This is a genomic window from Streptomyces sp. NPDC050145, assembly GCF_044460245.1.
Lineage (GTDB): Bacteria > Actinomycetota > Actinomycetes > Streptomycetales > Streptomycetaceae > Streptomyces.
This window is the reverse complement of sequence record NZ_JBITJS010000029.1, coordinates 22,410-38,600: the sequence shown is the minus strand read 5'-3', so window position 1 is coordinate 38,600 and position 16,191 is coordinate 22,410. Positions and strand designations below refer to the sequence as shown.

At 72.3% G+C, this 16,191-nt stretch carries 15 protein-coding genes; 5 read left to right on the top strand and 10 right to left on the bottom strand.

Going from position 1 to position 16,191, the window contains the following annotated elements; all coding sequences use genetic code 11:
• Positions 1 to 10: 10 nt before the first annotated feature.
• A complete protein-coding gene (locus ACIBTU_RS37415) occupies positions 11 to 997 on the bottom strand; it encodes an aromatase/cyclase (RefSeq protein ID WP_399131206.1) in 987 nt (328 codons plus the stop codon).
• A gap of 129 nt (positions 998 to 1,126) precedes the next feature.
• On the opposite strand from ACIBTU_RS37415, the gene ACIBTU_RS37410 reads away from it, so the two are divergent.
• On the top strand, positions 1,127 to 2,371 hold the full coding sequence (locus ACIBTU_RS37410; RefSeq protein WP_399131204.1) for a nucleotide disphospho-sugar-binding domain-containing protein: 1,245 nt from the start codon (positions 1,127 to 1,129) through the stop codon (positions 2,369 to 2,371).
• Between the two features lie 744 nt (positions 2,372 to 3,115).
• On the opposite strand, the gene ACIBTU_RS37405 is transcribed toward ACIBTU_RS37410, so the two are convergent.
• Both ACIBTU_RS37405 and ACIBTU_RS37400 read right to left on the bottom strand, forming a co-directional pair.
• Positions 3,116 to 4,249: a glycosyltransferase gene (locus ACIBTU_RS37405; protein ID WP_399131203.1), complete on the bottom strand. Its 1,134-nt coding sequence runs from the start codon at positions 4,247 to 4,249 to the stop codon at positions 3,116 to 3,118.
• Between the two features lie 9 nt (positions 4,250 to 4,258).
• A complete protein-coding gene (locus ACIBTU_RS37400; protein WP_399131202.1) occupies positions 4,259 to 5,170 on the bottom strand; it encodes a nitroreductase/quinone reductase family protein in 912 nt (303 codons plus the stop codon).
• 336 nt (positions 5,171 to 5,506) lie between these two features.
• Here ACIBTU_RS37400 and ACIBTU_RS37395 point away from each other — a divergent pair, with 336 nt between their 5' ends.
• Genes ACIBTU_RS37395 through ACIBTU_RS37385 form a run of 3 tightly spaced genes read left to right on the top strand, consistent with a single transcriptional unit; the run spans position 5,507 to position 8,073 of the window.
• Positions 5,507 to 6,517, top strand: a complete 1,011-nt coding sequence (locus ACIBTU_RS37395; RefSeq protein WP_399131201.1) for a superoxide dismutase — start codon at positions 5,507 to 5,509, stop codon at positions 6,515 to 6,517.
• A complete protein-coding gene (locus ACIBTU_RS37390) occupies positions 6,514 to 7,305 on the top strand; it encodes an SDR family NAD(P)-dependent oxidoreductase (RefSeq protein ID WP_399131200.1) in 792 nt (263 codons plus the stop codon). The genes ACIBTU_RS37395 and ACIBTU_RS37390 overlap by 4 nt, the downstream gene beginning before the upstream one ends.
• A 27-nt stretch (positions 7,306 to 7,332) precedes the next feature.
• Positions 7,333 to 8,073 carry an SDR family NAD(P)-dependent oxidoreductase gene (locus tag ACIBTU_RS37385; RefSeq protein ID WP_399131199.1) on the top strand — a complete coding sequence of 247 codons (741 nt, stop codon included), beginning with the start codon at positions 7,333 to 7,335 and terminating at the stop codon, positions 8,071 to 8,073.
• Between the two features lie 13 nt (positions 8,074 to 8,086).
• Here ACIBTU_RS37385 and ACIBTU_RS37380 read toward each other — a convergent pair whose 3' ends face one another.
• On the bottom strand, positions 8,087 to 9,232 hold the full coding sequence (locus ACIBTU_RS37380) for a hydrolase (RefSeq protein ID WP_399131198.1): 1,146 nt from the start codon (positions 9,230 to 9,232) through the stop codon (positions 8,087 to 8,089).
• 177 nt (positions 9,233 to 9,409) lie between these two features.
• Between ACIBTU_RS37380 and ACIBTU_RS37375 the strand changes: the two genes are divergently transcribed.
• Entirely contained in the window at positions 9,410 to 10,375 is a 966-nt protein-coding gene (locus ACIBTU_RS37375; RefSeq protein ID WP_399131197.1) for an MBL fold metallo-hydrolase, read from the top strand.
• 109 nt (positions 10,376 to 10,484) lie between these two features.
• Here the strand turns inward: ACIBTU_RS37375 and ACIBTU_RS37370 are convergent, their stop codons facing one another.
• From ACIBTU_RS37370 to ACIBTU_RS37345, 6 genes are all read right to left on the bottom strand, one after another.
• Positions 10,485 to 10,940, bottom strand: a complete 456-nt coding sequence (locus tag ACIBTU_RS37370) for a nuclear transport factor 2 family protein (protein WP_399131196.1) — start codon at positions 10,938 to 10,940, stop codon at positions 10,485 to 10,487.
• A 74-nt stretch (positions 10,941 to 11,014) separates the two neighbouring features.
• Positions 11,015 to 12,259 carry a glycosyltransferase gene (locus tag ACIBTU_RS37365; protein WP_399131195.1) on the bottom strand — a complete coding sequence of 415 codons (1,245 nt, stop codon included), beginning with the start codon at positions 12,257 to 12,259 and terminating at the stop codon, positions 11,015 to 11,017.
• Complete coding sequence (locus ACIBTU_RS37360; RefSeq protein ID WP_399131194.1) at positions 12,256 to 13,461, bottom strand: ketosynthase chain-length factor; 1,206 nt, start codon at positions 13,459 to 13,461, stop codon at positions 12,256 to 12,258. The genes ACIBTU_RS37365 and ACIBTU_RS37360 overlap by 4 nt, the downstream gene beginning before the upstream one ends.
• Entirely contained in the window at positions 13,458 to 14,732 is a 1,275-nt protein-coding gene (locus ACIBTU_RS37355) for a beta-ketoacyl-[acyl-carrier-protein] synthase family protein (protein WP_399131193.1), read from the bottom strand. The genes ACIBTU_RS37360 and ACIBTU_RS37355 overlap by 4 nt, the downstream gene beginning before the upstream one ends.
• Complete coding sequence (locus ACIBTU_RS37350) at positions 14,729 to 14,986, bottom strand: acyl carrier protein (RefSeq protein ID WP_399131192.1); 258 nt, start codon at positions 14,984 to 14,986, stop codon at positions 14,729 to 14,731. The genes ACIBTU_RS37355 and ACIBTU_RS37350 overlap by 4 nt, the downstream gene beginning before the upstream one ends.
• Positions 14,987 to 15,058: 72 nt before the next feature.
• On the bottom strand, positions 15,059 to 16,108 hold the full coding sequence (locus tag ACIBTU_RS37345; protein WP_399131191.1) for a ketoacyl-ACP synthase III family protein: 1,050 nt from the start codon (positions 16,106 to 16,108) through the stop codon (positions 15,059 to 15,061).
• Between the last annotated feature and the right edge of the window lie 83 nt (positions 16,109 to 16,191).

Sequence of the window (16,191 nt, the reverse complement as noted above, 5' to 3'; positions counted from 1 at the left end):
TGCCGCGGAGCTACGCGGCGGCCCGCTCGGCGGCGTACGCACCGGCGCGCTCCAAAGTCTGCAGGCTGTTGCGGCGCAGCAGCTCCTGGACGGTCGCGCGAGCCTGGGCGGGGGTGGTCCCCGCGCCGAGGACCGACTCGACGGCCTCGGGGTCCAGCGCCACGTCGTGACGGATCGAGACGCGGGTGCGCTGCCCGTCGGGGACGACGGTCCACACGCCGCCGTGGGCGCGCAGCGGGCGCGGCACGGAGGTCTGCTGGAACACGATGCGCTCACCGGCGAAGCACAGCCGCACCGAGCGGGAGGTGTGCACGGAGCCGTCCGGGGAGAGCGTGTCCATCTCCAGCGTCTGCCGCTCCACGTCCTCGCCGTCCGTGCCCGGCCCGGTCGCCGGGGCCGTCTCGAGGTCGAGCCGGGTGACGTGCGGCAGGCGCTCCGGCCAGAGGTCGGCCCGGTGCAGGAACGCGTGGACGGCTTCCGCCGGACCGTCGATCTCCACCTCGTCGGTGAAGGAGAACAGCAGGTCACCGAGGTCCTCGGGACGCTCGGCCCAGTACCGCACCGCCGCCACCTCCTCGGAGTTGTGCCGCTCCAGGGCCTGCGCGAGGAAGGCCTCGGTCCGGGTGTCCGCCGGATCGGTCAGCGCATAGGCGTTGGTGAGCGTGATCCGCGTGGGCTCCTCGCCGCCGGAGGCCTCGAAATGCCAGGTGCCGGCGGCCGCGGACAGCGGCGGCGCCGGCTGCTCCTGCCGGAAGGAGACCCGCAGAGCGGCGTCGTCGGCCCGCCGGACCGAGGTCCACGCGCGCACGCTGTCGCCCGAGAGGACCCACATGCGGAAGCGGTCGCCGTCCGGACCGCCGTCCAGCAGGTCGACGTGCAGGCACGGAGCGAACAACAGGGGCCAGCGGGTCACGTCCGTGACGAGCCCGTAGGCCCGTCCCGCCGGAGCCGTGGTCGTGGTGGTGAGCTCCGCCAGGCGGTTGCCGGTGCCGGTCATCCAGGTCTCCAGACGGTTCGGGGCAGTCGTCCTCCGCAATGTCGTGCAGGGGTCTCGATCCCTGCTCGACCCGGGATCGAGCCACCCCGACCAGGCTCGGAACCTCCCAGAACGACTGGAGTCGCTGTCATGCGCATCTTGTTCACCGCATTCCCGGCCACGGCACACGTCCATCCGCTCGTTCCGCTCGCCTGGGCGCTGCAGAACGCGGGCCACGAGGTCCGGGTGGCCATCCACCCCGACACCGTGCACCTGGTCACCGAGGCGGGGCTGCCCGCGGTGCCGCTCGGTTCCCGCGAGACGCTCGCCGACGCGGCGAAGTGGAACGACAACTTCGAGATGCTCTCCCAGCTGAGCGACGCCCTGTTCCTGGACACCGACAACGCCCCGCAGTGGGAACGCCAGTGGCAGGGACTGTGCGGGATGCTGGGCACCTTCACCCCGATGCTGGACGACCTCGTGGAGTTCTGCCGCGGATGGCAGCCCGACCTCGTCGTGTGGGACCCGTTCTGCGTGGCGGCCGGCGTCGCCGCACGCGTCACCGGGGCGGCCCACGCCCGCTTCCTGTGGGGCCAGGACAACATCGCCTGGCTGCGCGCCAAGTCCCTGGAGGCCGGCGCCGGCCAGGCGGGCACCCCCGACCCGGTGGACGCCCTCATGGCGCCGATGCTGGAGCGCTACGGGCTGGAGTACTCCGAGGACCTGCTGCTCGGCCAGTTCACCGTCGACACGATGCCGCGGGCCCTGCAACTGCCCCTGGCCCCGCACTACGCGCCGATCCGCCGCGTGTCGTACAACGGCAACACGGTGGCCCCGGCATGGGTGCACCAGCAGCCGGAGAAGCCGCGTGTCCTGCTCACGCTGGGCATGGGCGGCCGCGGCCGCCAGCTCTTCGACGCGGCCGGGACCTCCTTCCCGGAGGTCGTGGACGCGCTCGCCGAACTGGACGTCGAGGTCGTCGCCACCCTGCACAAGGCGATGCTGGACACCGTCACGTCGGTCCCCGACAACGTACGGCTGACCGAGTACGTGCCCCTGGCGCAGGTGCTGCCGAGCTGCTCGGCGGTCATCCACCACGGCGGCGGCGGCACGTTCGCGGCGGCGGCGGCGGCGGCCGTGCCGCAGCTGATCGTGCCGATGTCCCTGTGGGGCGAGGCGATCACGGCCCGCTTCATGGAGGACCGGGGCGCCGGAGTCGTCGTCGAGGCCGAGGATCTCGACACCGGGCTGCTGACCAAGCAGATCAGGCGGCTGCTCGAAGAGCCGGAGTTCCGCGCGGGCGCCCAGGCCCTGCGGGCGGAGATCAACCAGGCCCCGGGCCCGGCCGAGTTCGTCTCCGTACTGGAGACCCTGACCGCGCAGCACCGCCCGTGACGGACGGCCCGTGATGGATCGCCTGTGATGGACGGCTTGTGAAGCACCGCCTGTGACGAACCGCCCGCGTTGGACGGCCGATGATGACCCGCCCGTAATGGATCGCTTGTGGCGGCCCGCTTGTGGCGGCCCGCTTGTGGCGGCCCGCCTGCGACGGACGGCCTGTGACGGAGGGCCTGTGACGGCCCGCCTGTGATGGACGGCCCGTGATGGACGGCCTGTGACGAACCGCCCGCGTTGGACGGCCCGTGATGACCCGCCTGTGATGGACGGCCCGTGATGGATGGCTTGTGGCGGCCCGCCTGTGAAGCACCGCTCGTGACGAACCGCCCGCGTTGGACGGCCCGTGATGACCCGCCTGTGATGGACGGCCCGTGATGGATGGCTTGTGGCGGCCCGCCTGTGAAGCACCGCTCGTGACGAACCGCCCGCGTTGGACGGCCCGTGATGACCCGCCTGTGACGGGCGGCCCGTGACGGACGGCCCGTGAAGCACCGCTCGTGACGAACCGCCCGCGTTGGACGGCCCGTGATGACCCGCCTGTGACGGGCGGCCCGTGACGGACGGCCTGTGAAGCACCATCCATGACGGACAGCCCGTCACGGACCGCCTGTGAAACACCGAACGTAACGACCACCCGTGAAGCACCGCCCGTGACAGACCACCCGTGACAGACCGCCGGAGACGGACCGCACGTCACGGACCGCCGTCACGGACCGCCCGTCACCCGCCGCACCCGGCTGATCAGCCGCGCGCGAGCGCCTCCAGGGCGGGAAGGACCTCGGCCGGGCCCGGCAACGCGCCGAGTTCCGCCGCGAGTTCCGTGGCCCGCTCCGCGTACGACGGGGTGGCGAGCATCTCCCGGCAGGCGCGGGCGACATCCTCGGGCCCGTCCTCGCCGGCCGCCGGCAGGCGGGCCGCGCCGTAGTCCGCGAGGCGCCGGTTGGGACCCCACAGCTTCGGCATGTTGGGGACGACCATCTGCGGCACGCCCGCCCGCACCGCGGTGAGCGCCGTCTGCCCGCCACCGGCGTGCAGCAGCAGGTCGCAGGTGTGCAGCACCGTGTCGAGCGGCAGCCAGCCCGCCCGTACACCCGGATGCCGCTCACGCAGAGCGGCCGCCGCCTCCTCGGGGGCGGCGACGAGGACCTCGACGTCCGGGCCGCGGACCTGGCCGACCAGCGCGTCCAGGTGGTCGAACTCGTACTCCTTGCTGACCCGGCTGCCCGCCGTGACACACACGCGGCGCCGCTCGCCCCGCGTGTACATCCACGGCTCCAGCTCCCGCTGCAGCCCGCACGGCACGAACCGCATGCTCAGCCCGGCCGGGGCCGCGGGATCCGCGACGGACGGCGGACAGATGTCGATCCACAGGTCGGCCGCGGGCAGCCCCTCCAGGCCGAACTCCGCGAGCTCCGGCGCCAGTTCGTCGGCGGCCCCGAGCTCCATCGCGAGCGGCTCGCCCATGTCCCAGGCCTGCCGGACACAGGGGATCTTCAACTCGGCGGCGAGCAGCGCCGCACCGAAGGCCAGCGCACCGCCGACGACCACGTCGGGGCGCCAGGCCCGGCCCAGCTCACGCAGCGCCGGAAGGCTCCCCGCGGCCAGCCGGCCGAACCCGCGCCCGCCGAACCGCATCCGCTCCCCGGGCTCCTCGGGCAGCGACAACGGTGAACCGTCGCGGCCCGCGAGCATGAAGTCCCGCATCGCCAGCGGCGTCACGGACGCGGCCGGGAGCCCCGCCGCCGTGATCACCCCCACCATGTCCGCCGTCGCGGCCACCAGGACCTCGTGCCCGCCGTTGCGCGCCGCCGTCGCCAACGGGACGAGGGCGAACACCGTGGCCGGGCTGCCCCCGGCGAGGAAGAGCATCCGCATGCCGACGCCTCAGCCGCGACTGGCCGGGGCGAACGCCAGCGCGTCGAGCGCCGTCACCACGGCGGCCTCCTCGTACGCGAAGTGACGCTCCAGCTCCTCGATCAACGCGTCCAGCTTGGCCTGCGCACCCTTCGGGTCGCCCGGCTCCAGCTCCGTCACCAGCTCGGCGATCTCGGTCCGCAGCCGCGAGACGACCTTGTGCTCCTCGCGGAGCTTGGCCAGCGTCGGCGCCAGGCCCGGGAAGGTGGACTCCAGGACCGGGAACGCGCCCTGGTCCTCGCCGCCGTGGTGAACCTCCAGCGCTTTGCAGAAGCTCAGGCAGTTGTCGCGCAGCTGCTGGAGCACGGGCACGTCGCCCGGCGTCACGGCGTCCGTCCTGCCCGCGGCGAAGTCAGCGACCTGCTGACGGAGCCCGGCGAGCTCACCGCGCAGCCAGTCGTGGATCTCGGTCAGTTCCTGGCCGAGCCCCCGGGCCCGGCGGCCGTCGTCGTAGAACTCGGGCTCCAGGACGACGACCGGGAGGACCCGGTCGGTGTTCTTCTGGTAGTCCGCGTAACCGGGGGACAGCTCACAGGCCTTGGCGAAGACGCTCTCGCGCTCCGCGCCCTCCAGGACCGTCGCCCTGGCCTGGTACTTCTCGGTACCGACCTCGACCGTCAGGAGCGGGTTGGCGCTGAGGTTGTGGTACCAGGCGGGGTTCTTCGGGCCGCCGCCGGCGGAGGCGATGACGACACCCTTGCCGTCGATCTCCAGGTATCCGACCGGGCTGGTGCGCGGCAGGCCGCTCTTGGCGCCGGCCGTGGTCAGCAGAGCGAGGGTGCCTCCCTCGAAGGGGCCCCCGACCTTTCCGCCGTTCGCCCGAAACTCCTCGACGACGGGCTTGTTCCAGTCAGCGACGAAGGCTTCCAGCTCGTCGGCCATGGATATGCACGCTCCTCAGTTCTTTCCGACAGGTCCACGCATCGGCGGCGCCCTGCCGACCCCACGGGTCGGACTCGACGATCAGCGGCCGCACCCCCGCCGGTCAATGATTCCCGTCCCGCGCTCGAGCCGTCCTCGAGCGTTCCTGGAGCGGCGGCGCAGGCCCGTGGAACCCCGCTCGAAACCCGGTAGGGACGCCGTGGACCCTCCGTCGAACGTCCGTCCACGATCCGCCGGAGCGTGCCCCCTCGATGGCACAGTCGCCCACCGGAGACGACCGGAAACAGGGCTGCCGGAGACACCGGACGGCCGGAACCGGAACGGGAGGCATCCACCATGCAGAACACACTGTCCCGGCGCCGCCTGCTGGGGCTGGGGCTCGGTGCCGCGGCGGGCGGCGCCGCGGTGCTCGCCGCGACACCGGCGGGCGCATGGGCGGCGGCCCGCCCGCTGGACGCGGACTGGCCGACGAGGATCGAGCTGCCGACCGGATTCCACCCGGGCGGTGTCGCCACCGACGGCCGCACCCCGTACGCCTACTACGGATCACTGTTCGGCGGCGACGTGTACCGGGTGGACCTGGCCACCGGCCAGGGCAGGTACATCTCCCCCGACCTGGGCGAAGGGCACGCCGCGGCCGGAATCCGGCTCGACTGCCACGGACGGCTGTTCGTCAGCGGTGCCTACGGCGGCCAGATCCGCGTCCTCGACGTGACCACCGGCCAGACGCTGGCGACGTATCAGATGACGCTGCCGGGCGCGACGATCGCCGACGTCGCCCTGACGGCCGGCGCCGCGTGGTTCACCGACGCCTTCCACCCCGTCCTGTACAAGCTGCCGCTCGGACCGACAGGCGAACTGCCCACCGCCGACCAGGTGGTGACGGTGCCTCTGAGCGGCGACTGGGTGCAGGGCGGCGAGGGCGAGGTGACCACCCTCGGCATCTCGCCGACCCCGGACGGCCGCGGGCTGCTCCTGGCCCACGTCCTCGACGGCGGCGGCCTCATGCGCGTCACCCCGGCCACCGGCGTCGCACAGCGCATCCCCATGGGCGGCGCGACCATCCCGTCGGCCAACGGCATCCGCCTCGACGGCACCCGGCTGTACGTCGCCCAGTCCGACGGGATCGGAGTGCTGCAGCTGAACTCCGAGGGCACCCGCGCGGCCGAGCTCACCCGGATCACGGACGCGGACTTCGACTGGCCGTCCGCGGTGGCCGTCTCCGGCGACCGGCTCTACGTGTCGAACTTCGGCCCGCGGACGCCGACCTCCACGACCCCCTACCACTCGACCGCCGTGCCCCTGGTGCGCCGGTTCACGACCCACAGCGCTGAGGAGCGGGCATGAGCGAGACCACCAAGGACCAGCGGGCAGCCCTGGTGACGGGCGGCACCAGCGGCATAGGCCTCGAGATCGTGCGGCGCCTCGCCTCCGCCGGCACCCCCGTGCACCTGTGCGGCCGCTCCACGGAAACGGTCGCCTCCACCGTCAAGGAGCTCGTGGAGGAGGGCCTGCCGGTCACCGGATCGGTCTGCGACGTCCGCGACCACGACCAGATCCGCGAGCTCGTGCGCACCGTCGTCGAGCAGCACGGACCGATCCGCATCCTGGTCAACAACGCCGGCCGCAGCGGCGGCGGACCCACCGTCAAGATCACCGACGAGCTGTGGGCCGACGTCATCGAGACCAACCTGACCAGCGTCTTCCGCGTCACCAAGGAGGTGCTGACGGCGGGAGGCATGGAGGAGGCCGGCCACGGCCGGATCATCAACATCGCCTCCACCGGCGGCAAGCAGGGCGTGGTCCTCGCCGCCCCGTACTCGGCCTCCAAGCACGGCGTCGTCGGCTTCTCCAAGGCCCTCGGCCTGGAGCTCGCCCGCACGGGCATCACCGTCAACGCCGTCTGCCCCGGCTTCGTCGAGACGCCCATGGCACAACGCGTCCGCGAGGGCTACGCGGACGCGTGGGGCATCACGCAGGAGGAGGCATTCGACCGGATCACCACCCGGGTGCCCAACGGACGGTACGTGACCGTGCGCGAGGTCGCCGCGATGGTCGAGTACCTCGTGGGCGACGACGCGGCAGCGGTCACCGCGCAGGCGCTGAACGTCTGCGGCGGCCTGGGCAACTACTGATCCGGAAGAGGGAAGAGGAAGAAAGCCATGAGCAGCAAACGCGTCGCCCTCGTCACCGGCTCGTCGGCCGGCATCGGTGAGGCCGTGGCCCGGCGACTGGCCGCCGAGGGCATCAGCGTCGTCGTCAACTCGGCACGCTCCACGGAAGCCGGCGAGAAAGTCGCGGCCTCCCTGCCCGACGCCCTCTACGTCCAGGCGGACGTGACCGATCCGGAGCAGTCCCGGCAGCTGGTCGCCGCGGCCGTCGAGCACTACGGACGACTCGACATCCTCGTCAACAACGCCGGTGTCACCCGGGCCATCCCGCACGGCGACCTCGCGGCCGCGACCCCCGAGGTGTGGCAGGAGATCTTCGGCCTGAACGTCTTCGGCACCTGGCAGACCACGGTGGCCGCCATGCCCGCGCTGAAGGAGAGCGGAGAGGGCGTCGTCGTGAACGTCTCCTCCGTCGCCGGCAGCCGTCCCACGGGCAGCTCGATCCCCTACGCGGTGAGCAAGGCGGCCCTGGAACACATGACCCGCCTGCTCGCCGTCGCCGTCGGCCCCGAGGTCCGGGTCAACGCCGTGGCACCGGGCCTGGTCGAGACGGGCTGGACGAAGGGCAGCGACTTCTTCGCCGCCATCGCCCAGAAGGTCGCGGAGGTCGCCCCACTGCACCGCGTCGGCCAACCGGAGGACGTGGCGGAGGCGGTCCTGTCGATGATCCGCGCCACCTACACCACCGGCAACATCCTCATGGTGGACGGCGGCGGCACACTGGTCCGCTGACAGGCAGGCCGCTTCAGACCGTCCCGGCCACGCGGGACGCGTACGCGGCGGCCGCGGGGGCGAACTGGAGCACCACGTGCCCGGCCGCCGAGTGCACGTCCCGCCACAGCCGCTGCAGCGGACTGTCGACACGGTGCCCGCTCGTCCCCGACGCCCGGAACAACCGGTCCACGACACCCGTCAGCAGATCCGCGGCCAGCGCACAGTCACGCTGGCCGCGGACCGTCTCCAGCGGCGTGGGGGCCGGATCACGGTCGGCGGTCGCGGCGACCCGCTCCAACAGCAGCCGGGCGGCGTCGATCTCCCCCGAACAGCGCGCCAGCGTCTCCTCGTAGAAACCCCGACCGGGCCCCGGCCCCGGAACGTGCGAGCCGCTGCGCAGCTTCGGAGCGGCGTACTCCGTCCAGTACGCGAGCGCGCCCTCGGCGGCGCCCAGCATGGGCAGAGTGAAGAAGAGACCGTTGACGGCCGGCAGCGGAACGGAGTGACAACCGGCCGAACCCTCCGGAGCCCGGCCCGTCAGCAGATCCTGCGCGGCGAAGCACAGCTCGTCCGGCACCAGCACGTCGTCCACGATCAGAGTGTTGCTGCCGGTGGCACGCATACCGATGTCGGACCACGTGTGCTCGATCCGGTACGCGGAGCGGGGCAGCGCGAACAGCCGCGGCTCCGGCCGCCCCTCGCCCGTCGCCACCAGGGCGAGCAGCAGCGCCCAGTCGGAGTGGTCGACGACACTGACGTACGGCCACGTACCGGAGACCCGCCATCCGCCCGACGCGGCACGGGCCTTGCCCACCGGCGAGACGGAACCCACGATCACCGTGTCGGGGCCCTCGCGCCAGACCTCCTTGCGGCCCGCCTCCGGGAGATAGGCCGCCATCCGCGACAGGCTCGCCACGATCGCCGCGCTCCACGCGGTCGCCGGGCACCGTGCGCCCAGCACGGGCACGGCACGGGCCAGCTCGCCGTACGTGGACTCCGTGCCACCGTGCGCGGCCGGCACGAAGTGCCGGGCGAAGCCGGCGTCGACCACGGCCCGCAGCACCTCGGCGTCGATGCGGCGTTCCTCCTCGGCGCGCTCGGCCACGCCGGCGGCGAGCGCGGCCACCGCGGGCGCCGCGGCAGCCACCCCGGACTCTCGCGGGAACTGGTCGGACATCCTTGCTCCTTACGCTCCAGGGCGCCCGGAGAGGCCGGCACCTCGCCCCACGCTCCGCCCGGCCGGTAGCGACGAACTCAAGGTCGGCTGGAGAAGGCTCGCGGCGCCCTCGACCACGCTGCGAGGACGGCGCAGAAGACTCGGGGCACTGACGCAAGCCATGTGAGGAGACCGGCCGTGCCGCCCAGCATCACCGCAGCCCGCACCGCGGAACCCGGGACGTCCCGGGTGCCCGCACCCTTCGCCGAGGTCGTCGAGGTGGCCGACGGCGTCCACGCCTACCTGCAACCGCCCGGCGGCTGGTGCCTCAACAACGCGGGCATCATCGTCTCCGACGGCGAGAGCGCGCTCGTCGACACCGCCGCCACCGAGGCCCGGGCCCGGCACCTGCGCGCGAGCGCCCTCGCCCTGAACCCGGCCGCGCCCCGCGCCGTCGTCACCACCCACTTCCACGGCGACCACGCCTTCGGCAACTACCTGTTCCCCGAAGCGCTCGTCATCGGCCACGAGCGGACCCGCACCGAGATGGTCGCGGCCGGACTGCACCTGACCGGACTGTGGCCGGACGTCGACTGGGGCGGCATCGAGCTGGCCCCGCCCGCCCTGACCTACCGCGACGGCCTCACCCTCCACATCGGTTCCGTCCGGGCCGAACTGGAACACGTCGGACCCGCGCACACCTCCAACGACACGGTCGTGTGGCTGCCCGAGCAGAAGGTCCTGTTCACCGGCGACCTCGTCATGAACGGGGTGACGCCGTTCTGCCTGATGGGCTCGATCGCCGGGTCGCTGGCCGCCCTGGACCGGCTGCGCGCGTTCGGGGCCACGACCGTCGTGCCGGGCCACGGCGCCGTCTCGGGGCCCGAGGTCTTCGACGTCGTCGAGGGGTACCTGCGGCACGTCCAGCGGGTGGCCGCCGAGGGGCACGCGGCGGGCCTCACCCCCGCTCAGGCCGCCGCCGAGTCCGGCCCCGGCCCGTACGCCGGACTCCTGGACAACGAGCGGCTGGTGCCCAACCTGCACCGCGCCTACGCCGAGCTGGATGGCGCCGGCCCCGAGGACCCGCTGCCCATGCCGGTCATGGAGACGGCCCTCGGCGAGATGATCGCCTACCACGGCGGGCCGCCCTGCTGCCTCGCCTGACCCGCAGGGCGACGGCGCGAGAACGCAGGAGGGGGCGGCCCGCTCGGCGGGCCGCCCCCTTCTCCGTTTCTCCGTCTCGTCCGTACGTCCGCAGCACCCTGCGGGCGCGTCAGACCTCGTAGTCCGGGCTGACCTTGCGGAACTTGGTACGCAGTTCGCCGTCCTCGAACGCCAGAACGTCCGTCACGAAGCAACTCGGGCCGACCATCGGCTCCGAGACGTTCGGCCGGGTCTGGTAGACCACGGCGTAGTACTCGGTACGGATCGAGCCGTCGTCCTGCGGGAAGACCTGCACCATGTTGAACCAGTGGCGGCGCTGCACCGGATCGGCCGCGTGCTTGGTCTCCTGGTAGGCGCGGATCGCCGCGGAGATCGCCGCACGGCCGACCAGCGGGTCGGCACCCGGCCGGTGGTCGAACACGCCGTCCTCGGTGAACGAGTCGGCGAACGCGTCGGCCTGCATGGCGTCCAGGAAGCGCACCTGCCCGGCGTAGAACTGCTGGACCTCTGCGTAGAGCTCGCTGATGCTGCGCGACCGGTCGGTCGCCAGGGTCGTCGTGGTCACGGAAACTCCTGATCGGAAATCGGAAGACTCGGAAGGCTGGGGAGGCTGGGAAGGCTGGGAAGACTTGGCGGACGTCATGAAGTGGGGTGTACGGACCGCACGGCGCGGTCGAGAACCTGTGCCGGACTCGGCTGCGTCGCCATCTCCGCGCTGACCTCGGCCGCCGCGTCGGCGAACGAGCGCTCCGCCAGGAGCCGGCCGACGAGTTCGCACAGGCGCGGTGCGTCGGCCTCGGCCGGGTCCAGGGACAGCCCGACCTTCCGGTCCACCACCTTCCGCGCGATCAGCGGGTTGTCGGAACCGCCGGGCAGCACCAGCTGCGGCACCGCGTAGTGCAGGGCCGCCGCCGCCGTCCCCGAGCCGCCGTGATGGATCACCAGCGAGCACGTGTCCAGGAAGGTGGACAGCGGCAGGAAGCCCGCGACCCGCACGTTGTCCGGCAGCGGGCCCAGCTTGGACAGGTCCGTCGAGTGGTCCGCGAGGACCACCTCGACATCCAGCTCACCCAGCCACCGCAGCAGCGAACCCAGCGTGCCCCCGTCCGAGAGCAGCGGGACGACCGTGCCCAGAGTGAGACAGATCCGCGGCCGCTCCGGAGTCACCAGCGCCCACTCCGGCAGCGTCACACCGCCGTTGAAGGGGACGTAACGCATCGGCCACCACGGCACACCGTCGCCCGGACCGGCCTCGTCGGCCGTCAGGCCACCCATGCTGGGCGCCCGCGGATCGACGCGGGCGATCAGCTCCGGCTCCCGGTCACCGATGCCGAGCCGCTCGCGCAGGCCCAGCACCACCGGGGAGTCGTCGGGGATGACACCGGTACGGTCGTTGTGGTCGGTCGCCTCGTTGAACTCCGGGTCACGCGTCGACCAGGAGACCCGGTTGCCGACCTCCAGGGCCGGAATCCCGAGCGCGACGGCCGCCATCCGGCCCGCCTGATGGTCCGTGGTGTACACGATCAGATCGGCGCCGAAGTCGCGGCCCGCGGCGATCGTGCCCTCGGTGGAGACGAGCGTGAACAGCTCGAACGGCTTCACCTGCCTGGCCAGGTCCCAGTAGCCCTCGGGCAGACGCGGGTCGTCGTACTCGGGCGTACCGGGCTCCGGGGCCTGCCCGGAGGAGGCCAGCATCAGGTCCCCGCCCACATCACGATGCGGGAAGACATCCGCGATCGGCAGCCCCCACCCGGGGCCCACCTTCGTCATGTAGGCGGTGGTGGCGACGAGGATCTCGTGACCCGCGGCGCGGGCCGCCCACACCAGCGGCACGATCGGCAGCATCAGACCGTAGCCGGGAGCCGAGGCGAACAGGATCCTCATGAGCGCACCACCATCGCCGAGTTGTAGCCCCCGTTGCCACGGGCGACCACCAGCGCCGTACGCAGCTCCGCGCGGCGCGCCTGCCCCGTCACGAGGTCCAACGCGTACTCCTCGGGAACGTCGGTGACGTGCGCCGTCGCGGGGATCACCCCGTCGCGCAGCGACAACAGGGCGGCGACGACATCGAGAGGCGCCCCACCCGCGTACAGCCGGCCGGTCAGCGTCTTGGGTGCCGTCACCGGCACCCCGCGCGGGCCGAAGACCGCGGCGAGCGCGTCGGCCTCGACGCGGTCCAGCTCCGGCACGCCGCTCGCGTCGGCGAACACCACGTCGACGTCCCCGGCCTCGACGCCCGCGTCCTTGAGGGCACCGCGGATCGCCGCCGCCAGGGCCGGCGGACGCCCCGAACCGGGGCGCGGGTCGAACGTCGCCGCATGACCCGCCAACTCGCCGTACACCGTGGCGCCACGCCCGCGAGCCGCCTCCGCGTCCTCCATCACCAGGTACGCGCCGCCCTCGCCCGGCACGTACCCGCTCGCGGCCGCGTCGAAGGGCAGATAGGCACGCCCCGCGTCCTCGGCCTCGCTGATCCGCCCGGTGGCCAGATGCGACACCCAGCCCCACGGGTCGTACGAGGACTCGACGCCACCCGCGATCGTGAACGGGGTGCCGCGGCGGATGGTGCGCCGGGCGAGCGCGAGCGCGTCCAGGCCGCCCGACTGGTCGGCGACGAGCACACTGCCCGAACCGCGCATGCCGTGACGGATGGAGATCTGACCGGTGTTCGCCGCACAGAACCAGGCGAACGACTCGTACACGCTGACCGCCTCTGGCCCCTTGGACCAGAGCTTCTGGATCTCCTTGTGGGTGAACTCGAAACCGCCGTGCGCGTTCGACGAGATCACACCCATGTCGAGGTCGGACAGTGACTCGAGGTCGGCCCCCGAGTCCTCGATCGCCGCCTCGGCCGCCACCAGAGCCAGCCGGGTCACCCGGTCCGTCTGCGGCAGCAGCCGGCCGGGCAGCAACTGCTCGGCCTTGAAGTCGCGTATCTGGCCCGCGAGCCGCGACGGGTACTGCGAGGCGTCGAAACGCTCCAGCGGCGCGATCCCGCTGCGCTGCTCCAGCGTCGCCGTCCAGAACTCCTCGGTGGACTGGCCGTTGGGGGCCATCGCACCGAGTCCGGTGAACACCACGGTCATCGCTTCGCTCCTCGCCACTTGCGCAGCACCATCGCGCTCTGGAACCCGCCGAAGCCGCTGCCGACCGTCAAGGCGGTGTCGACCCGCGCCTCACGCGCCGTCAGCGGCACGTAGTCGAGGTCGCACTCCGGGTCCTTCTCGTGCAGGTTGGCCGTCGGGGGAATCACCCCGTGCTCGATGGCCAGGGCGCACGCGGCGATCTCGATCGAGCCGATGGCCCCCAGCGAGTGACCGATCATCGACTTGATCGAGCTGACCGGAGTGCCGTAGGCGTGCTCGCCGAGCGCGCGCTTGAAGGCGCCCGTCTCGTGCAGGTCGTTCTGCTTGGTGCCCGAGCCGTGCGCGTTGATGTAGTCGAGGCCGTCCTTGTCGATGCCGCCCTCGTCCATCGCCGAGGTGATCGCCGTGGCCATCTCCCGGCCGTGCGGGCTCAGCCCCGTCATGTGATAGCCGTTGCAGCGGTTGGCGTAGCCGGCGATCTCGCCGTAGATCTTCGCCCCGCGCCGCTTGGCGTGCTCGTACTCCTCCAGGACGAACATGGCGGCGCCCTCGGCGATGACGAAGCCGTTGCGGGTCCGGTCGAAGGGGCGGGCCGCGGTCTCCGGGTCGTCGTTGCGCGGCGTCGTCGCCTTGATCGCGTCGAAGCAGGCGATCGCGAGCGGGGTGATCGCCGCCTCCGTCGCCCCGGCGAAGACGATGTCCGCACTGCCCTCGGAGATCAGCTGGTGGGCGTTGCCCACCGCGTCGATCCCCGAAGTGCAGCCCGTGGACACGGTGTTGACCGGTCCCTCGGCGCGCATGTCCCAGCCGACCTCGGTGGCGATCGTGGCCGGGGTGAAGTAGTCGAACAGATGCGGTGAGGCGTACCGGTGGTCGACCAGCCAGTCCTTGCCCGAGTCGGAGAGCACCAGGTACTCCCGCTCCAGACTGGTGGCCGCACCGATCGCCGTACCGATGCTCACACCCGTACGCGACGGGTCGACCGCGTCCAGGTCCAGGCCGCTGTCCTCCAGCGCCTCACGCGCCGTGACGACGGCGAACTGCGATGCCCGGTCCAGGCGGCGCACCTCGCGGTGCCCCAGCCCCTGGGCCTCCGCGTCGAAGTCGACCTCGCCCGCGACCTGGGAGCGGAACTCGGACGGATCGAACGCGGCGATACGGCGGGTCGCGGTGCGGCCGGCCGTCATCAGGTCCCAGAACGCCTTCGTGCCGTTGCCGCCGGGCGCGAGGACACCGATGCCCGTGATGACCGTGTGGCGCCGGCCGGTCATGCGGCTGCGGCCTGCGAGCTCGCGAGGTCCGAGACGATCCTCAGCAGGACCCGCGGCGTCTCCACCGTGGCGATGTCCTCGTCGAGGATGACCACGCCGAACTCCTGCTTGATACGGCTCGCGGTCTCCATCAGAGCCAGCGAGTCGTAGCCGAGATCGGCGAAGGGCGTGTCGAGAATGTCGCCGTCAAGGCTCCCGGTCCCGTCATCACCCGCGCACTCGACGAGGATCCTACGGAGATCATCGATGTTCATGGAGCTTTCTCCCTCTCGTGTTCCGGCCGCGGCTGACAGGGCGGCCTCACTCTCGGACTCTGCGGTGCCCGGCTACAGGCCCGCTCGATCGGCGCCGGACGCCTCCCACTCGGGCACGTCCGTGAACTCGACCACCGCCGCCGACCACGTGAAACCGCCCCCGACACCCGCCAGCAAGGCACGCTGGCCCGGCCGGGCACGCCCGGTCTCCACCAGACGGGTCAGGCCCGCGAACTGGTCGCCGGCCCCCAGGTGGCCGATGCCACGGCTCCAGGACCACAGCGTGCGGTCCGGGTCGATGCCGTAACGGCGGAAGAAGTTGACGTCCAGCCGGCGCCGCCCCAGATGCGGCAGCAGGAACCAGTCGATGCCGTCCAGCTCCGCACCCGCCTCCTCCAGCGCCTGCTCGAACGCCTGGGTCTGCGCGGCCGCCATCCGGGCCACCGAACGCTGCCCCTCCGGGGTACGCAGATAGACACGGGTCGTGGCGCCGAAGTCGATGGGGCTGCGCACCGCCAGCGACGCGTCGCCCGGCGGGTCCTCACCACGGTGCATCTCCTCCAGGCCCGGCTCCGAGAGCAGAACCAGCGAGAGAAGCCGGGCGAAGCCACTGCCACGGGCGACGACCGCAGCGGTCGCACCGTCCGCGAGGACGGTCCCCGGGTCGGTGAGCCAGCGGTCGATACCCGGCGCACAGAACCGGTCGGCGGTGGTGATCAGAGCGGCGGGCCCCCCGGTGGCGGTCAGGTGCGCGGCGGCCAGTTCCAGCGCGGCCATCCCTCCGTTCGAGGTCTGCCGCACCTCCATGGCCGGGCACCGGTTGCCCACCCCCGTGCGCTGGACGTACGACGCCGGAGCCCACATGTCGTACCCCTGGTAGTACAGGGACGCGTGCAGGATCAGGGCGATGTCCTCCGGCGCGACACCGGAGCGCCGCAGGGCCTCACCCGCCGCGGCAGCCGCCATGTCCGGAGGGCTCTCGTCACCGACGGTCACGCCCGTGCTCTGCATCCGCTTCACGGACACGGCATCGATCAGACCGAGGCCGACCGCGGTGTCGGCGGGCATCACCGCCGGCAGGTGCACGGCACTCGCGCGCAGGTAGACGTCATCCCACCGCACAGTCGGAAACCCTCCCCGGGAACTGGGCCGCAAGTCGGCCGGCCCGCCGATCCTGACGGCCCCGGGTCGACCACAGGTGGACC